The organism is Roseicyclus marinus, from assembly GCF_030163795.1.
In the GTDB taxonomy this organism is placed as follows: domain Bacteria; phylum Pseudomonadota; class Alphaproteobacteria; order Rhodobacterales; family Rhodobacteraceae; genus Roseicyclus; species Roseicyclus marinus.
Genome location: NZ_JASJOF010000004.1, coordinates 193,343 through 209,281, shown reverse-complemented (window position 1 = coordinate 209,281; position 15,939 = coordinate 193,343). Strand labels below are relative to the sequence as shown.

Genomic DNA, 15,939 nt, shown 5'->3' with positions numbered 1-15,939 from the left:
ATGTTCATGGGGGCATGGTCGAACATGCCCCCCTGTCCCTGCCCGATAATCCACAGCTGGTGACCAACATCACCCATTTCGCCCGCGCGCTCAGGGCAGCGGGCCTGCCCGCCGGTCCGGGGCGCGTGGCCGATGCGATCGTCGCGGTCGAGGCGGCGGGATTTACGGACAGGGCAGATTTTCACCACACGCTGATGGCCTGTTTCGTGTCACGGCCCGAGCATCGGGTGGTGTTCGATCAGCTGTTCCGACTTTACTGGCGGGATCCGCGCTACCTTGAGCAGATGATGTCGCTGCTCACGCCGCAGGTGCGCGGCGTGGCCGAAGAGCGCGTGTTGCGCCCCGCCGAGAAGCGCGCGGCGGAGGCCCTGTTGCACGGGGTGGAGCGGGACGCGCCCGATATGCCCGAGGGGGAGGAGGACGGCACCGAGATCGAGGTCGATGCCAGCCTGACGATGAGCCGGGAGGAGCGGCTCAAGACGCTCGATTTCGAGCAGATGTCGCTGGCCGAGATGGCCGAGGCCAAGCGCGTCCTTGCGCGGATGAGCCTGGCCGTGCCGCCGCTCAATAGCCGCCGGACCGAGGCAGCAGTGCGGGGCACGAGCCCCGATTGGCGGCGCACGATGCGCGCGGGGCTGGCGCAGGGGGGCGAGATCACGCAATTCGCCCGACGCGCGCGGCGCATCCGTTGGCCGGCCTTGGTGACGCTGTGCGACATTTCGGGGTCGATGTCGTCGTATTCGCGGGCGGTGCTGCATTTCCTGCATGCGGTGGCCAATGAGAAGGGCGCGGGCTGGGCGCGGGTCCATGCCTTTACCTTTGGCACGCGGCTGACGAACATCACCCGGCATTTGGCCCAGAAAGACGTGGATGCGGCCCTGAAAGCCGCGGGCGCCGAGGCACAGGATTGGGAGGGGGGGACGCGGATCGCGTACTGCCTCGAGACGTTCAACCGCGACTGGTCGCGCCGGGTGCTGGGGCAGGGCGCGGTCGTTTTGATCATCACCGACGGATTGGACCGGGACGAGCCCGAGCGGCTGTCGCGCGCGATGGAGCGGCTGCACCTGTCGGCGCGGCGCGTGATCTGGGTCAATCCGCTGCTGCGCTGGGAGGGCTTTGCGCCCAAGGCCGCGGGCATTCGGGCGATGCTGCCCCATGTCGACAGTTTCCGGGCGGGGCACAATATCGCCGCGCTGGAGGGTCTGGCCGAGGCGCTGTCGCGGCCCGGCGATGCAGGCGAGAAGGCGCGCTTGATGCGGATGCTGGCCGAGGGGTGAGGCGTGTGGCGTGGGGGGATGGGGGCTCTGCCCCCGTCGCCAGAGGCGACGATTCTTTATTCAGGAGGCTCTGCCCCCGTCGCCTTTGGCGACTCCCCCGGAGTTTTTTGGCCAAGATGAAGGGGCTTTCGGCTCGGATGGCGGCGGTCTAGGTTGAGCGCCAAGGAGGAGCGGGCATGGCGGGAAACCTTGAGTTGATGCCGGAGCTGGCGCTGGACTGGCACCGCGGCGGCAAGGGTGCCGTTATCGCAACCGTGGTCGAGACATGGGGGTCGGCACCCCGGGCGGTCGGATCGCAGATGGTGGTATCGGGCGCGGGCGACATGGAAGGCTCGGTCTCGGGCGGCTGTGTCGAGGGCGCGGTCGTGGTCGAGGCGATGGAATTGGTCGGGTCTGGCGCGGCGAAGCTGTTGGACTTCGGCGTGTCCGATGACGAGGCTTTTGCCGTGGGGCTGGCCTGTGGCGGGCGTATCCGGGTGCTAGTGGAACCTGTGAGCGGAGCGCTGCCCGTGGAGGTTCTGGAGGAGCTGGTGGCGGCGCGCGCGGCGCGACGGCCTGTGGCCTATGTCGCCGACCTTGAGGGTGGCGCGCGGCGGCTTGCCCCGGCGGGGGAATTTGCCGAAAGGTTCCGGATGGACCGGTCGGGGGTGGAGGAAGACGGGCGGCATTTCGTGCATGTTCACAATCCGCCCCTTCGGTTGTTGGTTGTTGGGGCCGTGCATATCGCGCAGGCGCTGGTGCCGATGGCACGGATCGCGGGCCATGACGTGACGGTGATCGATCCCCGCCCGGCCTTTGGCGCGGCGGCGCGGTTTCCCGACACAAATCTTGTAGAAGAATGGCCGGATGAGGCATTGGAGGCCTTGGGCCTCGATGCGCGGACGGCGGTGGTGACGCTGACGCATGACCCCAAGCTGGACGATCCGGCGATCCGGGCGGCCTTGGCATCGGAGGTCTATTACCTTGGGTGTCTTGGATCCACGCGCACCCATGCGAAGAGGGTGGCGCGATTGACGGAAGCCGGGTTCACCGAGGCGCAGATCGCGCGCATCCATGCGCCGGTGGGTCTTGATATCGGGGCGCGGGGGCCGGGGGAGATCGCGGTTTCCGTGCTGGCCGAGGTCACGCAGAGGCTGCGCCGCGGATGAGGTTCGGGCCTGTCGCGCTGGGGGAAGCGGAGGGGGCGGTTCTGGCCCATGCGCTGTCCCTGCCGGGGGGCAAGCTGAAGAAGGGGCGGGTGTTGTCCGCTGCGGATGTCGCGGCGTTGGCGGCGGCGGGGTTCGAGCGGGTGATCGTCGCGCGTCTGGAGCCCGGGGATGTCGCGGAGGATGCGGCGGCGGCGCGCCTTGCGGCGGCGTTGGTGCCCGACCCGGAGGCGGCCGGATTGCGGATCGAGGCACCCTTTACCGGGCGGGTCAACATCCGCGCGACCGGGCCCGGCGTGATCGCGCTTGATGCGGGGGCTATTGCGCGGCTGAACGCGGTCGACCCGATGATCACGCTGGCGACCGTTCCTGAGTGGCAGCGCGTGACGGACGGCACCATGGTCGGCACGGTCAAGATCATCGCCTATGGCGTGGCAGAGGCGGCTTTGGACGCGGCCTGTGCCGCCGGGACCGGCGCGATTGCGCGGCGGGGGCCTGTCTGCGGCTCTGCCGATCTGATCGTGACCGAGACAGCCCCGGGGATGGCCGCGGCGGAGGACAAGGGCATTCGCGCCGTCTGGGAGCGTGTGGCGCGTCTGGGCGTGGCGGAAGGCGCTTTGCGGATCGTGGCCCATGAGGCGGGCGCGGTGGCTGGTGCCATCGCCGCATCGCGGGCGGGGATGGTTCTGGTGCTGACCGGATCGGCGACATCGGATATCGCCGATGTGGTGCCGAGCGGGATCGCTGCGGCGGGCGGCGAGGTGATCCGGTTCGGGATGCCGGTCGATCCGGGCAACCTTCTGGTGTTGGGGCGGATCGGAGCGCGGCCCGTGATCGGCTTGCCGGGGTGTGCGCGCTCGCCCGCGTTGAACGGGGCCGATTGGGTGCTGGAGCGGTTGGCCTGCGGTGTCGCGGTGACGGGCGCGGATATCGCGGCGATGGGGGTGGGCGGGTTGCTCAAGGAAATCCCTACGCGCCCCCAGCCGCGGGAGCGCAAGATCACGCTGCCGTGATCCCGCAGCCCCGCAGGAAGGGAAAAATACCGTTTGCGTTTCGTCCGTTTGGTGATTGGATATCTCCAATAACCGAGGGAGGACGAGAATGACCCAGGTAACGATGACGGTGAACGGCAAGGCCGTGACTCGCGACGTCGAAGGCCGCACGCTGCTGGCCGAATTCCTGCGAGAGGGGCTGCGCCTGACGGGCACGCATGTGGGCTGTGACACCAGCCAGTGCGGGGCTTGCGTGGTGCATGTGAACGGCAATGCGATCAAGAGTTGTACCGCTTTGGCCGCCGATCTGGACGGGGCGAGCGTCACCACGATCGAGGGAATGGCCAACCCCGACGGGTCGCTGTCGGTGATCCAGCAGGCGTTTCAGGACCATCATGGGCTTCAGTGCGGGTTCTGCACGCCGGGCATGGTGATGTCGGCGGCGGCCCTGTTGAAGGAGAACCCCAAGCCGACCGAGACCGAGGTGCGCGCCTATCTGGAAGGCAATATCTGCCGCTGCACGGGCTATCACAACATCGTCAAGGCGATCTTGGCTGCGAGCGGGCAGGATGTGGGGGCGATCGCCGCCGAATGACCCCGGGACCGGTTCGCGGAGGAGGCGGGCCGGGTCTGCATATTTGGGGGAAGATGAAGGGGCGATGACGCGCCCCGACCCCGAGGCCCCCTATGGTGGCGGGCCGGGGAGGCATCCAAGGGAGGACGACCATGCCGAAGGATCATGGGATCGGCGCCAGCTCGAAGCGGCGCGAAGACGTCCGGTTTCTGACCGGACAGGGACGCTATACCGACGACATCAACCTGCATGGGCAGGCCTATGTGCATTTCCTGCGCTCGGACGTGGCGCATGGGCGGTTGAACAAGGTTGATACCAGTGCGGCCGAGGGGATGCCGGGCGTGATCCGCATTTTCACCGGCAAGGATTTCGAGGGCGTCGGTGGGCTGCCCTGCGGCTGGCAGGTGACGGACCGGCACGGAAACCCGATGCAGGAACCGGCCCATCCGGTGCTGGCGCAGGGCAAGGTGCGCCATGTCGGCGATCCGATCGCGGCTGTGGTGGCAGAAACGGCGGCAGAGGCGCGCAATGCGGCTGAAGCCATCGTGCTCGACATCGAGGAATTGCCCGCCGTCGTCGACATGAAGAAGGCGCTGCGGCCCGATGCGCCCAAGGTGCATGACGATTTGAGCAGCAACCTGTGCTACGACTGGGGCTTTGTCGAGGAGAACAAGGCCGCGGTCGACGAGGCATTCTCGAAGGCTGCGCATGTCACGACGCTGGAACTGGTGAACAACCGCCTGTCGCCCAATGCGATGGAACCGCGCGTGGCAGTGGGCGATTACAACACCGGCACGGACGATTCGACCCTTTATACCACCAGCCAGAACCCGCATGTGATCCGGCTGTTGATGGGGGCCTTTGTCCTCGGCATCCCGGAACACAAGCTGCGCGTGGTCGCGCCCGATGTGGGGGGCGGGTTCGGGTCCAAGATCTTCCACTACGCGGAAGAGGCGTTCTGCACCTTCGCCGCCAAGGCGATCCGCCGCCCGGTGAAATGGACGGCGAGCCGGTCTGAGGCCTTCATCACCGATGCGCATGGGCGCGATCATGTGACCAAGATCGAACTGGCGCTGGATGCCGAGAACAATTTCACCGCGATCCGGACCGAGACCTATGCCAACATGGGGGCGTATCTGTCGACCTTTGCGCCCTCGGTGCCGACGTGGTTGCACGGGACGCTGATGGCGGGGAATTACCGCACGCCGCTGATCTATGTGAACGTCAAGGCGGTCTTTACCAACACCGTGCCGGTCGATGCCTATCGCGGCGCGGGGCGGCCCGAGGCGACCTTCCAGCTGGAGCGGTTGGTCGACAAGGCGGCGCGCGAATTGGGCGTCGATCCGGTCGATCTGCGGCGGCAGAATTTCATCACCCAGTTCCCCTATGCCACCCCGGTGGCGGTGGAATACGACACCGGCGATTACAACGCGACGATGGACAAGCTGCTCGAGATGATCGACCGCGACGGGTTCGAAGCGCGGGCGGCCAAATCGAAGGCCGACGGCAAGCTGCGCGGTCTGGGCATCAATTGCTACATCGAGGCCTGCGGGATCGCACCCTCGGCGCTTGTCGGGCAGTTGGGCGCGCGCGCGGGGCTTTACGAAAGCGCCACCGTGCGGGTCAATGCCACGGGCGGCATCGTCGTGATGACGGGCAGCCACAGCCATGGGCAGGGGCATGAGACGTCTTTTGCGCAGGTCGTGGCCGACATGATCGGCGTGCCAGAGGCGCAGGTCGAGATCGTGCATGGCGACACCGCCAATACGCCGATGGGCATGGGCACCTATGGGTCGCGCTCCATCGCGGTGGGCGGTTCGGCCATGGTGCGGGCGACCGAGAAGATCATCAAGAAGGCCAAGAAGATCGCGGCCCATCTGATGGAGGCCTCGGAAGGCGATATCGAACTGAAGGACGGGCAGTTCACCGTCGCGGGCACCGACAAGTCGGTGGCCTGGGGCGATGTCACGCTGGCCGCCTATGTGCCGCACAACTATCCACTGACGGAGCTGGAACCGGGGCTGGAGGAGACGGCCTTCTACGATCCCAACAACTTCACCTATCCCGCCGGCGCCTATGCCTGCGAGGTGGAGGTGGACCCCGAGACCGGCAAGGTGACGATCTGCTCCTTTGCTGCGGCCGATGATTTCGGCAATGTCATCAACCCGATGATCGTGTCGGGGCAGGTGCATGGCGGTTTGGCGCAGGGGATCGGTCAGGCGCTTTTGGAGAATGTCAGCTATGACGAGAATGGGCAGCTTTTGTCGGCAAGCTACATGGATTACGCCATGCCGCGTGCCGATGACGTGCCTTTCTACCAGGTGGATCATTCCTGCGTCACGCCCTGCACCCACAACCCGCTTGGGGTGAAGGGCTGCGGGGAGGCAGGCGCGATCGGCTCGCCGCCCGCCGTGGTGAACGCGGTGATTGATGCCCTGCACCGGGGGGGCATGAAACATGTGGCCCATATCGACATGCCGCTGACGCCCGCGCGCGTCTGGTCGGCGATGCACGGCTGAGGATGGAGGGAGCGGGGGGCCAGCCCCCCGGACCCCCCGGGATATTTGGAAAACGAAGAAGGGCGGGACCCTTCGGGAGGACGTCAGATGTACAGTTTCGAATTCGCCAAGCCCAAGACCATCGACGAGGCCGTGGCGGCGCTGGCCGGTGAGGAGGCGCAGGCGCTCGGCGGTGGCCAGACGCTGTTGCCGACCATGAAGCAGCGGCTTGCGGCACCGGCGACGCTGGTGAGCCTCAATTCCATCCCCGAGATGATCGGGGTCTGCGTGAATGACGCGGGCCATGTCTGCATCGGGGGGGCGACGCCCCATGCGGTCGTGGCGCGCGAGGCGGCGGCCCATTATCCGGCGCTTGCAGCGCTTGCGGGTCATATCGGCGATCCAGCGGTGCGCAATCGCGGGACGATCGGCGGAAGCCTCGCCAACAATGACCCGTCGGCCTGCTATCCGGCGGCGGCGCTGGGATCGGGGGCGGTGATCAAGACCAACACCCGTGACATCGCGGCCGACGATTATTTCCTCGGCATGTTCGAGACCGCGCTGAACGAGGGCGAGATCATCACCGAGGTGCGCTTCCCCGTGCCGCAGAAGGTGAATTACCAGAAGTTCGTCCAACCCGCCTCGCGCTTTGCGCTGGTTGGCGTGTTCGTCGCCAAATACGCCGATGGCGTGCGGGTGGCGGTCACGGGCGCCTCGTCCGACGGGGTGTTCCGCTGGGCCGAGGCGGAAGCGGCTTTGAACGCCGATTTCTCGAAAGCCGCGATCGACGCGCTGTCGCCGCCCGAGGGAACGATGATTTCCGACCTGCACGGCACCGATGCCTATCGCGCGCATCTGGTGAAGGTGATGACCGGGCGCGCGGTCGCCGCAGCCTGAGTGGCCAACACACAACACAATCAAACGCCGGGGTCACACCCGGCGTTTTTCTTTGGCGCGGCGATCAGGCGTATTTCTGAACGAGGCGGGCGGCGCGCGCCATCTTGCGCATGGCCGAGGGGCTGACGCCCAACGTGTTGCGGATCGACCGCGAGAAGCCCGCGAGCGTTTCGAAGCCGCTGGCGCGCGCGATTTCCGAAACCGGCATGGCGGTATGGCGCAGCAATTCCGCACCGTGGCGCAGGCGGATCGCGAGGTAATGGTCGGAGGGCGTGACGCCAAGCGCCCGCATGCAGCGCCCGCGCAGCGCCTTGCGGCTGAGACCCATGCTTTCGGCCAGATCCGACAGGGGCAGGGGATCGGCAAGATGGGCGCGCATCTGGGCCTCCATCTCGGCGATGACGGGATCGTCCGGGCTGTCTTCGGGCTCGGTCGGGGCGGAGGTCTGGCGGTGCTGTACACGCCCGCTCATCAGGCCGCGCGAAACCTCATCGGCAAGTGCGGGGCTTGTCTGTTCGGCGATCCATGCGCAGAGCGCATCGGCGATGGCCAGACCGCCCGCGACCGTCAGGCGGCGGTTGTCCAGGAGATAGGGGCGATCAAGGATTTCGACCGCGGGAAAGGTTTCGTCGCTTTCGGGCGCGCGGTGCAGGACGGCGCGGCATCCGTCGAGCCGCCCGATCCGGCCAAGGATCGTGGTGCCCCCCGCCACGCCGCCCAGACGCCCGCCCGCCGCATCGACCTGCGCGAGGAAATTCTGGAACCCGTTCGGGATGCGTTTGGGCAAGTCGTCGCCGCAGAAGATGAGCGCGAGGTCGACATCCTCGGCCCCGTCCCAATCTGTGCGGTCGGGGCCCATCACGGAGCCGTTCGAGGCCTCGGTTCGGCTATGTCCGGGGATGCGGGTGTCGCAGGTCAGGCGCGGATCGTCAGACAGGCGGTTGACGATATCCACCGCCTCGCGCGCGACCGCGTAAGCCAACATGGGGAAACCGGGAAACAGGATAAAACTTACATGACCCATGATGGGAGGATGCAGCGCCAATCCGGGCGGTTCAAGACAAATTCGTGCGCGAAAGGCGGGGTGCGGCCAGCCCGCAACAACCTCGTGCCAAAAGCCCTCAGCGGCGGCGCGGGATGCCCGGAGTTGTGCGCTGGCTCTCTGTCTCGATGTCGTGGAACTCGTATTCGAAGGCCAGCGTCAGCCCGGCATCCGTGGTGTGGCTGAGACGTACACGGAGGTCGAGGTCGGCCACCGGGCGCAGGTCATCCGCCCCAGCGGTGTTCGACCCGCCCGCAAGGCCCATCGCGATGGAGCCCGACAGTTCCAGCCCCTCTGCCCGCGCAAGATCGGCAGGCAGAAGCGGCAAGGCGCAGACGAGCAGGCGAAGGGCGTGGTTCATGGCGCAAGTTTAGCGTGTCGCGGGGGCGCGACCAATCCCCAAAGAAAAAGGCGCGCCATCGGCGCGCCCCGTCGTCATGCCGCAGACTGCGGGCTGGGCCCCATCACTTGGAGGGGCCGATCATCATCACCATCTGGCGGCCTTCGAGTTTGGGCATGTTTTCCACCTTGCCCAAGCCGTCGATATCGGCGGCCACCCGTTCGAGCAATTCGCGCCCGAGGTTCTGGTGGGCCATTTCCCGGCCCCGGAACCGCAGCGTGACCTTAACCTTGTCGCCGTTCTGCAGGAACTTGGTCACCGAGCGCATCTTGACCTCGTAGTCATGGGTGTCGGTGTTCGGGCGGAACTTGACCTCCTTGACCTCGATGATCTTCTGCTTCTTGCGGGCCTCGGCCTCGCGTTTCTGGGTTTCGTACTTGTACTTGCCGAAATCCATGATCTTGCAAACGGGCGGCTCGGCATTGGGCGAGATCTCGACCAGGTCGAGCCCGGCTTCCTCGGCCATGACAAGGGCACGGGCGGGCGTCACGACGCCTACGTTTTCGCCATCGGCGCCGATCAGGCGGATCTCGGGGGCGCGGATGCGGTCGTTGATGCGCGGGCCGGTTTCGCGTTGCGGCGGCGCATTATGGGGTCTGCGGGCTATGGGGGCCTCCTGAAGGTTGCCAGTGTACGAGCGCGCACGGTAATCGCTGGCGGCTCGGCTTTCAAGGCGATTTGGGCAGCGGCCCGCCGGTTTCCCCGTCGTGCCGCGATGCGGCATTGCGCCGAGGGCAGGGGCCGCATATGTCGCGATGATCTTTATACCTATCCCTATGGGGGAAGACATGAACCGAGTACTCATCATCATCGTGATCCTCGCCGCCCTTGGCGGGGGCGGTTATTTCCTGATGCAATCGAACGCGACGCGCGCTGCTGAAGAAGCGGCCGCAGCTGCAGCCGAGGCTGCCGCCGCCGCCGAAGCCGCCGCAGCGGAAGAAGCTGCAGCCGCCGAAGCCGCCGCCGCCGAGGCCCTTGCCGCTGCGGAAGCTGCCGCCGCCGAGGCCGCCGCCGCCGCCGAAGCCGCCGCCGCCGACGCCGCCGCCGCCGCCGAAGCCGCCGCTGCCGAAGCTGCCGCCGCCGCAGAGGCCGCTGCCGCCGAAGCCGCCGAAACCGCGACCGAAGCCGTCGAGGCCGCCGTCGAAGGCGCAACCGAGGCCGCCGAAGCCGCTGCTTCGGATGCCGCCGCCGCCGTCGAAGCGGCTGTCGAGGCCGTGGAAGGTACGGCCGATACCGCCACCGCCGAAACCGCCGTCGCCGCCGAAGCCGCGGGCGATGCCGCGCTGGCCGAGATCTTCACCGCAGAGGGTTTCGACTTTGATCAGGCCATCGCCGCCATCGAGGCGGCGGATCTGTCGCCGATGACGCGCACCACGCTCACCACCGCGCTGCAGGGCGCCCGCGACAATCCCGCGCTGCTCGAAGGCGCGCTGACGCAGGCGCGTGAGGCGCTGGGGATCGCCCAGTAAACCTTGGGTGCAACACGTAAAAAGCCCCCCGCGATCACGTCGCGGGGGGCTTTTTCATGCCGTGGTGGGCCGAGGTCAGTCGAGGAATGCCTTTTCCACCACATATTCCGCCGGTTTGGAATTCGCACCCTCGGTCAGGCCATAGCCTTCGAGCATCTCCTTGATCTCGAGGTTGAAGGCCAGATTGCCACAGACCATCGCGCGGTCGGTGGCGGGCGAAAGGGGCGCGACATCCAGATCGGCAAAGACCTCGCCCGAGCGCATCAGGTCGGTGATGCGGCCCATCTTGGGGCTCTGCTCGCGGGTCGTCGTCGGGTAGTAGCGCAGCTTGTCGGCGAACCCTTCGCCGATCAATTCGGCCAGCAGCTCGTCTTGCCGGATCGCCTCGATCAGGCGGGCGCCATAGGTCAACTCGCCCACTTCGCGGCAGGTGTGGGTCAGGATCACCTCGTCGTAGTCGGCATAGGTCTGCGGCTCGCGCAGCAGGCTTGCGAAGGGCGCGATGCCCGTTCCGGTGGCGAAGAACCACAGCCGCTTGCCCGGCAAGAGCGCATCATGCACCAGCGTGCCGACGGGCTTGGGGCGCAAGATGATCTCGTCGCCCGGTTGGATATGCTGCAGTTTCGAGGTCAGGGGGCCGTTCGGAACCTTGATCGAATAGAATTCCAATTCCTCGTCCCACGAGGGCGACGCGATGGAATAGGCCCGCAGCAGCGGTTTTTGCTTGCCTGTCTCGGGATCGGGATCGCCCATCAGGCCGATCATCACGAATTCGCCCGAGCGGAAGCGCAAGCTTGCAGGCCGGGTGCAGCGGAAGCGGAACAGCCGGTCGGTGTAATGCTCCACCTCGGTCACGACCTGCGCATCGGGCAGGGTAGGGGTCGCCTTGGCGGTTTGGGGGGCGTCGATGTCTTTCACTTGTCTCTGCTCGCTCCTGTCCACGTCGGCACCTCTCTAGCGTCAGGTGCCTGTCTAAGCCTTGATCTGGGTCAGGGAAAGCCTGCGCTTATCCCCGAAGCCGCGCCTGATGGTCGCCCGCGCGCCAATCGGCGCGGGCAAGCCATTGTGCCTCGGGTTGGCGGGCGGCAATCTTTGGGTCCACCTCGACCTCGTCGAAGCCCGCGCGGCGCGCCATGGCGTATTGATCGGCAAGGATCGGGCCGGCGGCGCGCAGCCGCCCGGTAAAGCCCATGGCCCTGAGCCGCCGCGCCACGGTAAAGCCGCGCCCGTCGCTGAAGGCCCCGAACCGCACACGGATCAGCGCGATCTGCCCAAGATGGGGGGATAGCGCCGCCAGATCCTCGCCCGGGTCGAGGTCGATACCGATCACGTCATCGCCCTGCGCCTCTTGCAGCGGGGCGATCCGGCCGTTCCAATCATCTGCGGCAAAGCCCGCATCGCGCATCACGATTGCCATTCCGGCTTCCCTTCATCTTTCCAAAAACATGCACGGCCCGACGCCGCCACGGATCAAGAAGCGGCCTTGAGCGGGCCGCGCACCATGCGCCCGTCCACGAAATGGATGCCGCATTCTTCCTTGTCGCTGCCGCGCCACCGGCCCGCGCGAGGGTCTTCGCCGGGCTTTACCGGCGTCGTGCAGGGCGCGCAGCCGATCGACGGATAGCCGTGCGCCACCAGCGGATGCCGGGGCAGGCGGTTGTTCACCATGTAGTCGGCCACGTCCTGCGGGGCCCAATGGGCGAGCGGGTTGATCTTGATCCGTCCCGTCCCCGTCTCTTCCTCGAAAAACGCCAGTTCCGCCCTTGTGCCCGACTGGAACCGCTTGCGCCCGGTGATCCAGGCGTCGAAGGCGCCAAGCGCGCGTTCCAGCGGTTCTGTCTTGCGCAAGGTGCAGCAGGCGTCGGGATCTTTCCGGTGCAGGTCGCCCTCGGGGTCGCGGGCGGACAGACGCACCGGCGCCGCGCGGATGATGCGAAGATCGGCAAGCTCAAGGCGCTCGGCCACGTCGCGCTGGTACTCCAGCGTTTCGGGAAACAGCATCTGCGTATCGACGAAAAGGACCGGGGTGGCAGGGTCCACCACGGCCACCATGTGCAACAGCACCACCGATTCTGCCCCGAAGGAGGAGACCAGCGCCACCTCGCCCGTGTCGCCGTCGCGCAAGGCATGTTCCACCACCGAGGTGGCGGAGCGATGCCGGTAGCGCGCGTTCAGCGCCGCGATCCGGTCCGTCAGCGTTGGATCAGGCTGCATCGGCCCGCGCTCCGTCCGTCTCTTCGGTGTCGTAGAGCGCGGCCTTGAACGGTTCCATCCCCAGCCTGCGGTAGGCGTCGAGGAAAGTTTCGCCCGGGCCCTCGCGCAGGGCAAGATAGGCGCGCAGGATGCGTTCGACCGCGGGAATGATCTGGTCATAGGCGAAACCGGGGCCCGTGCGTTCGCCGATGACGGCATCGGGGCCACCGTCGCCGCCGAGCGTGATCTGGTAATTTTCCACTCCCGCGCGGTCCAATCCCAGAATGCCGATATGGCCGACATGATGGTGCCCGCAGGCGTTGATGCAGCCCGAGATCTTGATCTTGAGCGGCCCGATCTCGTGCTCCAGCCGCAATTCTTCGAAGCGAAGCGCGATGCCTTGGGCGACGGGGATCGAGCGCGCGGTGGCCAGCGCGCAATAATCCATGCCGGGGCAGGCGATGATGTCGGAGACGAGGCCGACATTCGCCGTGGCAAGCCCCGCTGCCAAAAGCGCGTCGTGAACCGCCTTGAGATGCCGTTTGGGCAGATGGGGCAGGATGACGTTCTGCTCATGGCTGATGCGCAATTCGTCATGGGCATAGCGCTCGGCGAGATCAGCCAGAAGCCGCATCTGGTCGCTGGTCGCATCGCCGGGTGTGGCGCCATGCGCCTTGAGGCTCACGGTCAGGATCGCGTAGCCCGGCTGGCGGTGCGGGGTGACGTTGGTGTCTGTGAAGGCGCGGAACACCGGATCGACGGCGCGCCATGTTTCGTAGTCGCCTTCGGCCTCGGCCTCGAAGGCGGGGGGCGCGAATTGCGTGGTGATCGCGGCGAGCATCGCCTGATCCACACCCGAGAACAGCCGCTTGCGGTCGACGAATTCCGCCTCCACCTGCGCGCGGATTTCCTCGATGCCGTTCTCATGCACGGTGATCTTGATCCGTGCCTTGTACTTGTTGTCGCGTCGTCCGAGCAGGTTGTAGACGGCCACCACGGCTTCCAGATAGGGCAGCAGGTCGGCAAGCGGCACGAAATCCGCCAAGACCTTGCCGATCATCGGTGTCCGGCCGAGGCCGCCGCCGGCCAGAACGGTTGCGCCGATTTGTCCGTCCCGTTCCACCAGACGTAGCCCGATGTCATGGGCGGCCGTCACCGCGCGGTCGTCCGGATGGCCGGTCACGGCCACCTTGAACTTGCGGGGCAGAAACTGGAATTCGGGATGATCGGTCGACCATTGCCGGATGAGTTCCGCCACGGGGCGGGGATCGGCCACCTCGCCCGCTGCAGCGCCCGCGAAATGGTCGGCGGTGACGTTGCGGATCGTGTTGCCGCTGGTCTGGATCGCATGCATGCCGACATCGGCCAGCGCCTCCAGCATATCGGGCACGTCGGCCAGTTTGGGCCAGTTGAACTGGATGTTCTGGCGCGTGGTGAAATGGCCATAGCCCTTGTCCCAGCGGTCAGCGATCAGCGCTAGTTGCCGCATCTGGCGGGAATCGAGCGTTCCGTAGGGGATCGCAACCCGCAGCATGTAGGCGTGAAGCTGCAGGTAGAGCCCGTTCATCAGGCGCAGCGGCTTGAATTCATCTTCGGTCAGTGAGCCGTCGATGCGGCGTTCGACCTGCGCACGGAACTGGGCCACGCGGGAGCGGACGAAGCTTTCGTCGAATTCGGAATAGCGATACATCACTGCCCCTCCTGCTTGCCGTGGGGGTAATTGGATGGGCCGCGGGTGCGGAACGCCTCGCGAAAATGAGTGGGTTCGGGGCCGTGGGAGCCGCGGCGCGCCTCGGCGAGATAGGGGCCGACGACCTCGTGGGCGCGGGCATGGGCGTCGAGCAGGTGCAGCTCGGCGCTCGCCTCGTCCTCGATCAACGCGGCCTCTTCCATGCGGCGGGTCCATTCGCCATCGGCGTCAAGCCAGACCACATCGCCTTCCAACAGCGCGTTGGCGGTCAGGACCTTGGGGGTGAAGGGGCGGGGGGGCATCAGGCGAATTCCTCTTTGCGGTCGGCGCGTGTCAGGGTGCGGGGCAGGGGCAATGCCGCTTCGGCCGCGCGCGGGCAGAGCCCGTAGAGCAAGATCACCGGGCCGGTGAATGTCTCCTCCTCCAGCGTCGCGGCCAGCTGACCCAGCGTCGTGACGATGGCACGCGTCTCGGGGCGGGAGGCGTTTTCCACCGCGGTCACGGGCGTCTCCGGATCGGCGCCATGCATCATGAGCCGACCCTGGATGAAGCGCGCGCCCCGCGCGCCCATGTAGATCGCAGCCACCGTGTCAGGCCGCGCGAGACCGCGCCAATCCTGTTCGGCAAAGCCCTTCATGTCATGGCCGGTGACGATCCTGAGCGCACTGTTGCGGTTGCGTTTCGTCAGGCTTTGGCCGATCCCGGCGGCGGCGGCGCTCGCGGCCGTGATACCGGGCACGATGGACCAGTCGATGCCTGCTGTCTCCAGCGCTTCGATCTCTTCGTCGAGGCGGCTGAAGATCGCGGGATCGCCGCCCTTGAGCCGCACGACATGCGCGCCGCGCTTGCCATGTTCGACCATCAGGGCACAGATCTGGGCTTGGGTCATGCTGGGGCCGAAGCCTTCCTTGCCGGCATCGATCAGGATCGCCTCGCGCCGCGCCAGTTCGAGGATGCCGGGCGACACGAGGCGGTCATGGATCACCACATCGGCACGGTCGAGCAGGCGGCGCGCCTTGAGCGTCAGAAGTTCGGGATCGCCCGGACCCGCGCCCACCAGATCGACGCGCCCCTGCGTGGGGGCAGAGGCCAGATGTTTCGCCAAAAGATCGGAAAGGGCGGCATCCAACCCCGCCTCGCCCTGTTTCTCGATCGCTTGCGGGGCGGCGTTGAAGTAGTAATCGGCCCAGAATTCGCGCCGCTTGCGGCCCATCGGAAGCGCCTCGGCGGCCTTGCGGAAGGCTTTGCCCACGCGGGCGGCCAGACCAAGGGACGGGGGCAGGCGTTCCTCGAGATCGGCCTTGATGGCGCGCGCGAGAACCGGGGCCGCGCCCTCGGTCCCGATGGCGATGGTCACCGGATCGCGGTCGACGATCGCGGGCGTGATGAAGGCGCTGTGGTCGAGATTGTCGACGATGTTCACGAGGGCTCCATCGGCGCGGGCGAGACGGGCGACACGGGCATCCTCGGGGGCGTCGTCATTGGCGGCATAGACCAGCGTGGCGCAGAGCGCGTCGCCGGGTTCGAAGGCGCGTTCGATCAGCGTGATGCGGCCCTGCTGGGCCAGCGTCACCAGTTCAGGCGCGGGCGCATCCGCCAGAACACTGATCCGCGCCGTGGTCTTGAGCAGGATGCGCAATTTCGCCAGTGCCGTCTCGCCCCCACCCGACACGATGATGCGGCGGCCCTGCACGGCGAGAAAGATCGGGAAATGGTCCATCTGGCGCATCCATCCTGTTCTGAAGGCTTGCGACAGAGATAG

At 66.7% G+C, this 15,939-nt stretch carries 16 protein-coding genes; 7 read left to right on the top strand and 9 right to left on the bottom strand.

What is annotated here, in order from left to right:
* Positions 1 to 14: 14 nt before the first annotated feature.
* From QQK63_RS08135 to QQK63_RS08110, 6 genes are all read left to right on the top strand, one after another.
* Positions 15 to 1,277, top strand: a complete 1,263-nt coding sequence (locus QQK63_RS08135) for a vWA domain-containing protein (protein ID WP_277823418.1) — start codon at positions 15 to 17, stop codon at positions 1,275 to 1,277.
* A 176-nt stretch (positions 1,278 to 1,453) separates the two neighbouring features.
* Positions 1,454 to 2,425, top strand: coding sequence for an XdhC family protein (locus tag QQK63_RS08130; protein WP_277823416.1), 972 nt, complete (start codon positions 1,454 to 1,456; stop codon positions 2,423 to 2,425).
* Positions 2,422 to 3,435, top strand: a complete 1,014-nt coding sequence (locus QQK63_RS08125) for a molybdopterin-binding protein (protein WP_277823414.1) — start codon at positions 2,422 to 2,424, stop codon at positions 3,433 to 3,435. Before QQK63_RS08130 ends, QQK63_RS08125 begins: the two co-directional genes overlap by 4 nt.
* 88 nt (positions 3,436 to 3,523) lie before the next feature.
* The gene (locus tag QQK63_RS08120) at positions 3,524 to 4,009 is read left to right on the top strand and encodes a (2Fe-2S)-binding protein (RefSeq protein ID WP_277823412.1); all 486 of its coding nucleotides are present in this window, start codon (positions 3,524 to 3,526) and stop codon (positions 4,007 to 4,009) included.
* 131 nt (positions 4,010 to 4,140) lie between these two features.
* On the top strand, positions 4,141 to 6,507 hold the full coding sequence (locus tag QQK63_RS08115) for a xanthine dehydrogenase family protein molybdopterin-binding subunit (protein ID WP_277823410.1): 2,367 nt from the start codon (positions 4,141 to 4,143) through the stop codon (positions 6,505 to 6,507).
* A gap of 87 nt (positions 6,508 to 6,594) precedes the next feature.
* Positions 6,595 to 7,383 carry an FAD binding domain-containing protein gene (locus QQK63_RS08110; protein ID WP_277823408.1) on the top strand — a complete coding sequence of 263 codons (789 nt, stop codon included), beginning with the start codon at positions 6,595 to 6,597 and terminating at the stop codon, positions 7,381 to 7,383.
* Positions 7,384 to 7,447: 64 nt separating this feature from the next.
* Here QQK63_RS08110 and QQK63_RS08105 read toward each other — a convergent pair whose 3' ends face one another.
* From QQK63_RS08105 to infC, 3 genes are all read right to left on the bottom strand, one after another.
* The gene (locus QQK63_RS08105; protein ID WP_277823406.1) at positions 7,448 to 8,368 is read right to left on the bottom strand and encodes a GlxA family transcriptional regulator; all 921 of its coding nucleotides are present in this window, start codon (positions 8,366 to 8,368) and stop codon (positions 7,448 to 7,450) included.
* Positions 8,369 to 8,504: 136 nt separating this feature from the next.
* On the bottom strand, positions 8,505 to 8,786 hold the full coding sequence (locus QQK63_RS08100) for a hypothetical protein (RefSeq protein WP_277823404.1): 282 nt from the start codon (positions 8,784 to 8,786) through the stop codon (positions 8,505 to 8,507).
* A 103-nt stretch (positions 8,787 to 8,889) separates the two neighbouring features.
* Positions 8,890 to 9,615 (bottom strand): translation initiation factor IF-3, encoded by a 726-nt coding sequence (infC, locus tag QQK63_RS08095; RefSeq protein WP_277823402.1) that lies wholly within the window; start codon positions 9,613 to 9,615, stop codon positions 8,890 to 8,892.
* On the opposite strand from infC, the gene QQK63_RS08090 reads away from it, so the two are divergent.
* Entirely contained in the window at positions 9,614 to 10,294 is a 681-nt protein-coding gene (locus QQK63_RS08090; protein ID WP_284283194.1) for a hypothetical protein, read from the top strand. The two genes, infC and QQK63_RS08090, sit on opposite strands and share 2 nt — an antisense overlap.
* Positions 10,295 to 10,369: 75 nt before the next feature.
* Here the strand turns inward: QQK63_RS08090 and QQK63_RS08085 are convergent, their stop codons facing one another.
* From QQK63_RS08085 to cysG, 6 genes are all read right to left on the bottom strand, one after another.
* Positions 10,370 to 11,212 (bottom strand): ferredoxin--NADP reductase, encoded by an 843-nt coding sequence (locus QQK63_RS08085; protein WP_277823398.1) that lies wholly within the window; start codon positions 11,210 to 11,212, stop codon positions 10,370 to 10,372.
* A gap of 88 nt (positions 11,213 to 11,300) precedes the next feature.
* Positions 11,301 to 11,711 carry a DUF934 domain-containing protein gene (locus QQK63_RS08080; RefSeq protein ID WP_277823396.1) on the bottom strand — a complete coding sequence of 137 codons (411 nt, stop codon included), beginning with the start codon at positions 11,709 to 11,711 and terminating at the stop codon, positions 11,301 to 11,303.
* A gap of 53 nt (positions 11,712 to 11,764) precedes the next feature.
* Entirely contained in the window at positions 11,765 to 12,508 is a 744-nt protein-coding gene (locus QQK63_RS08075) for a phosphoadenylyl-sulfate reductase (protein WP_277823394.1), read from the bottom strand.
* Entirely contained in the window at positions 12,498 to 14,177 is a 1,680-nt protein-coding gene (locus QQK63_RS08070; protein WP_277823393.1) for a nitrite/sulfite reductase, read from the bottom strand. Before QQK63_RS08070 ends, QQK63_RS08075 begins: the two co-directional genes overlap by 11 nt.
* Positions 14,177 to 14,479 (bottom strand): DUF2849 domain-containing protein, encoded by a 303-nt coding sequence (locus tag QQK63_RS08065; protein WP_277823390.1) that lies wholly within the window; start codon positions 14,477 to 14,479, stop codon positions 14,177 to 14,179. Before QQK63_RS08065 ends, QQK63_RS08070 begins: the two co-directional genes overlap by 1 nt.
* Positions 14,479 to 15,897, bottom strand: a complete 1,419-nt coding sequence (gene cysG, locus QQK63_RS08060; protein ID WP_277823387.1) for a siroheme synthase CysG — start codon at positions 15,895 to 15,897, stop codon at positions 14,479 to 14,481. The genes QQK63_RS08065 and cysG overlap by 1 nt, the downstream gene beginning before the upstream one ends.
* Between the last annotated feature and the right edge of the window lie 42 nt (positions 15,898 to 15,939).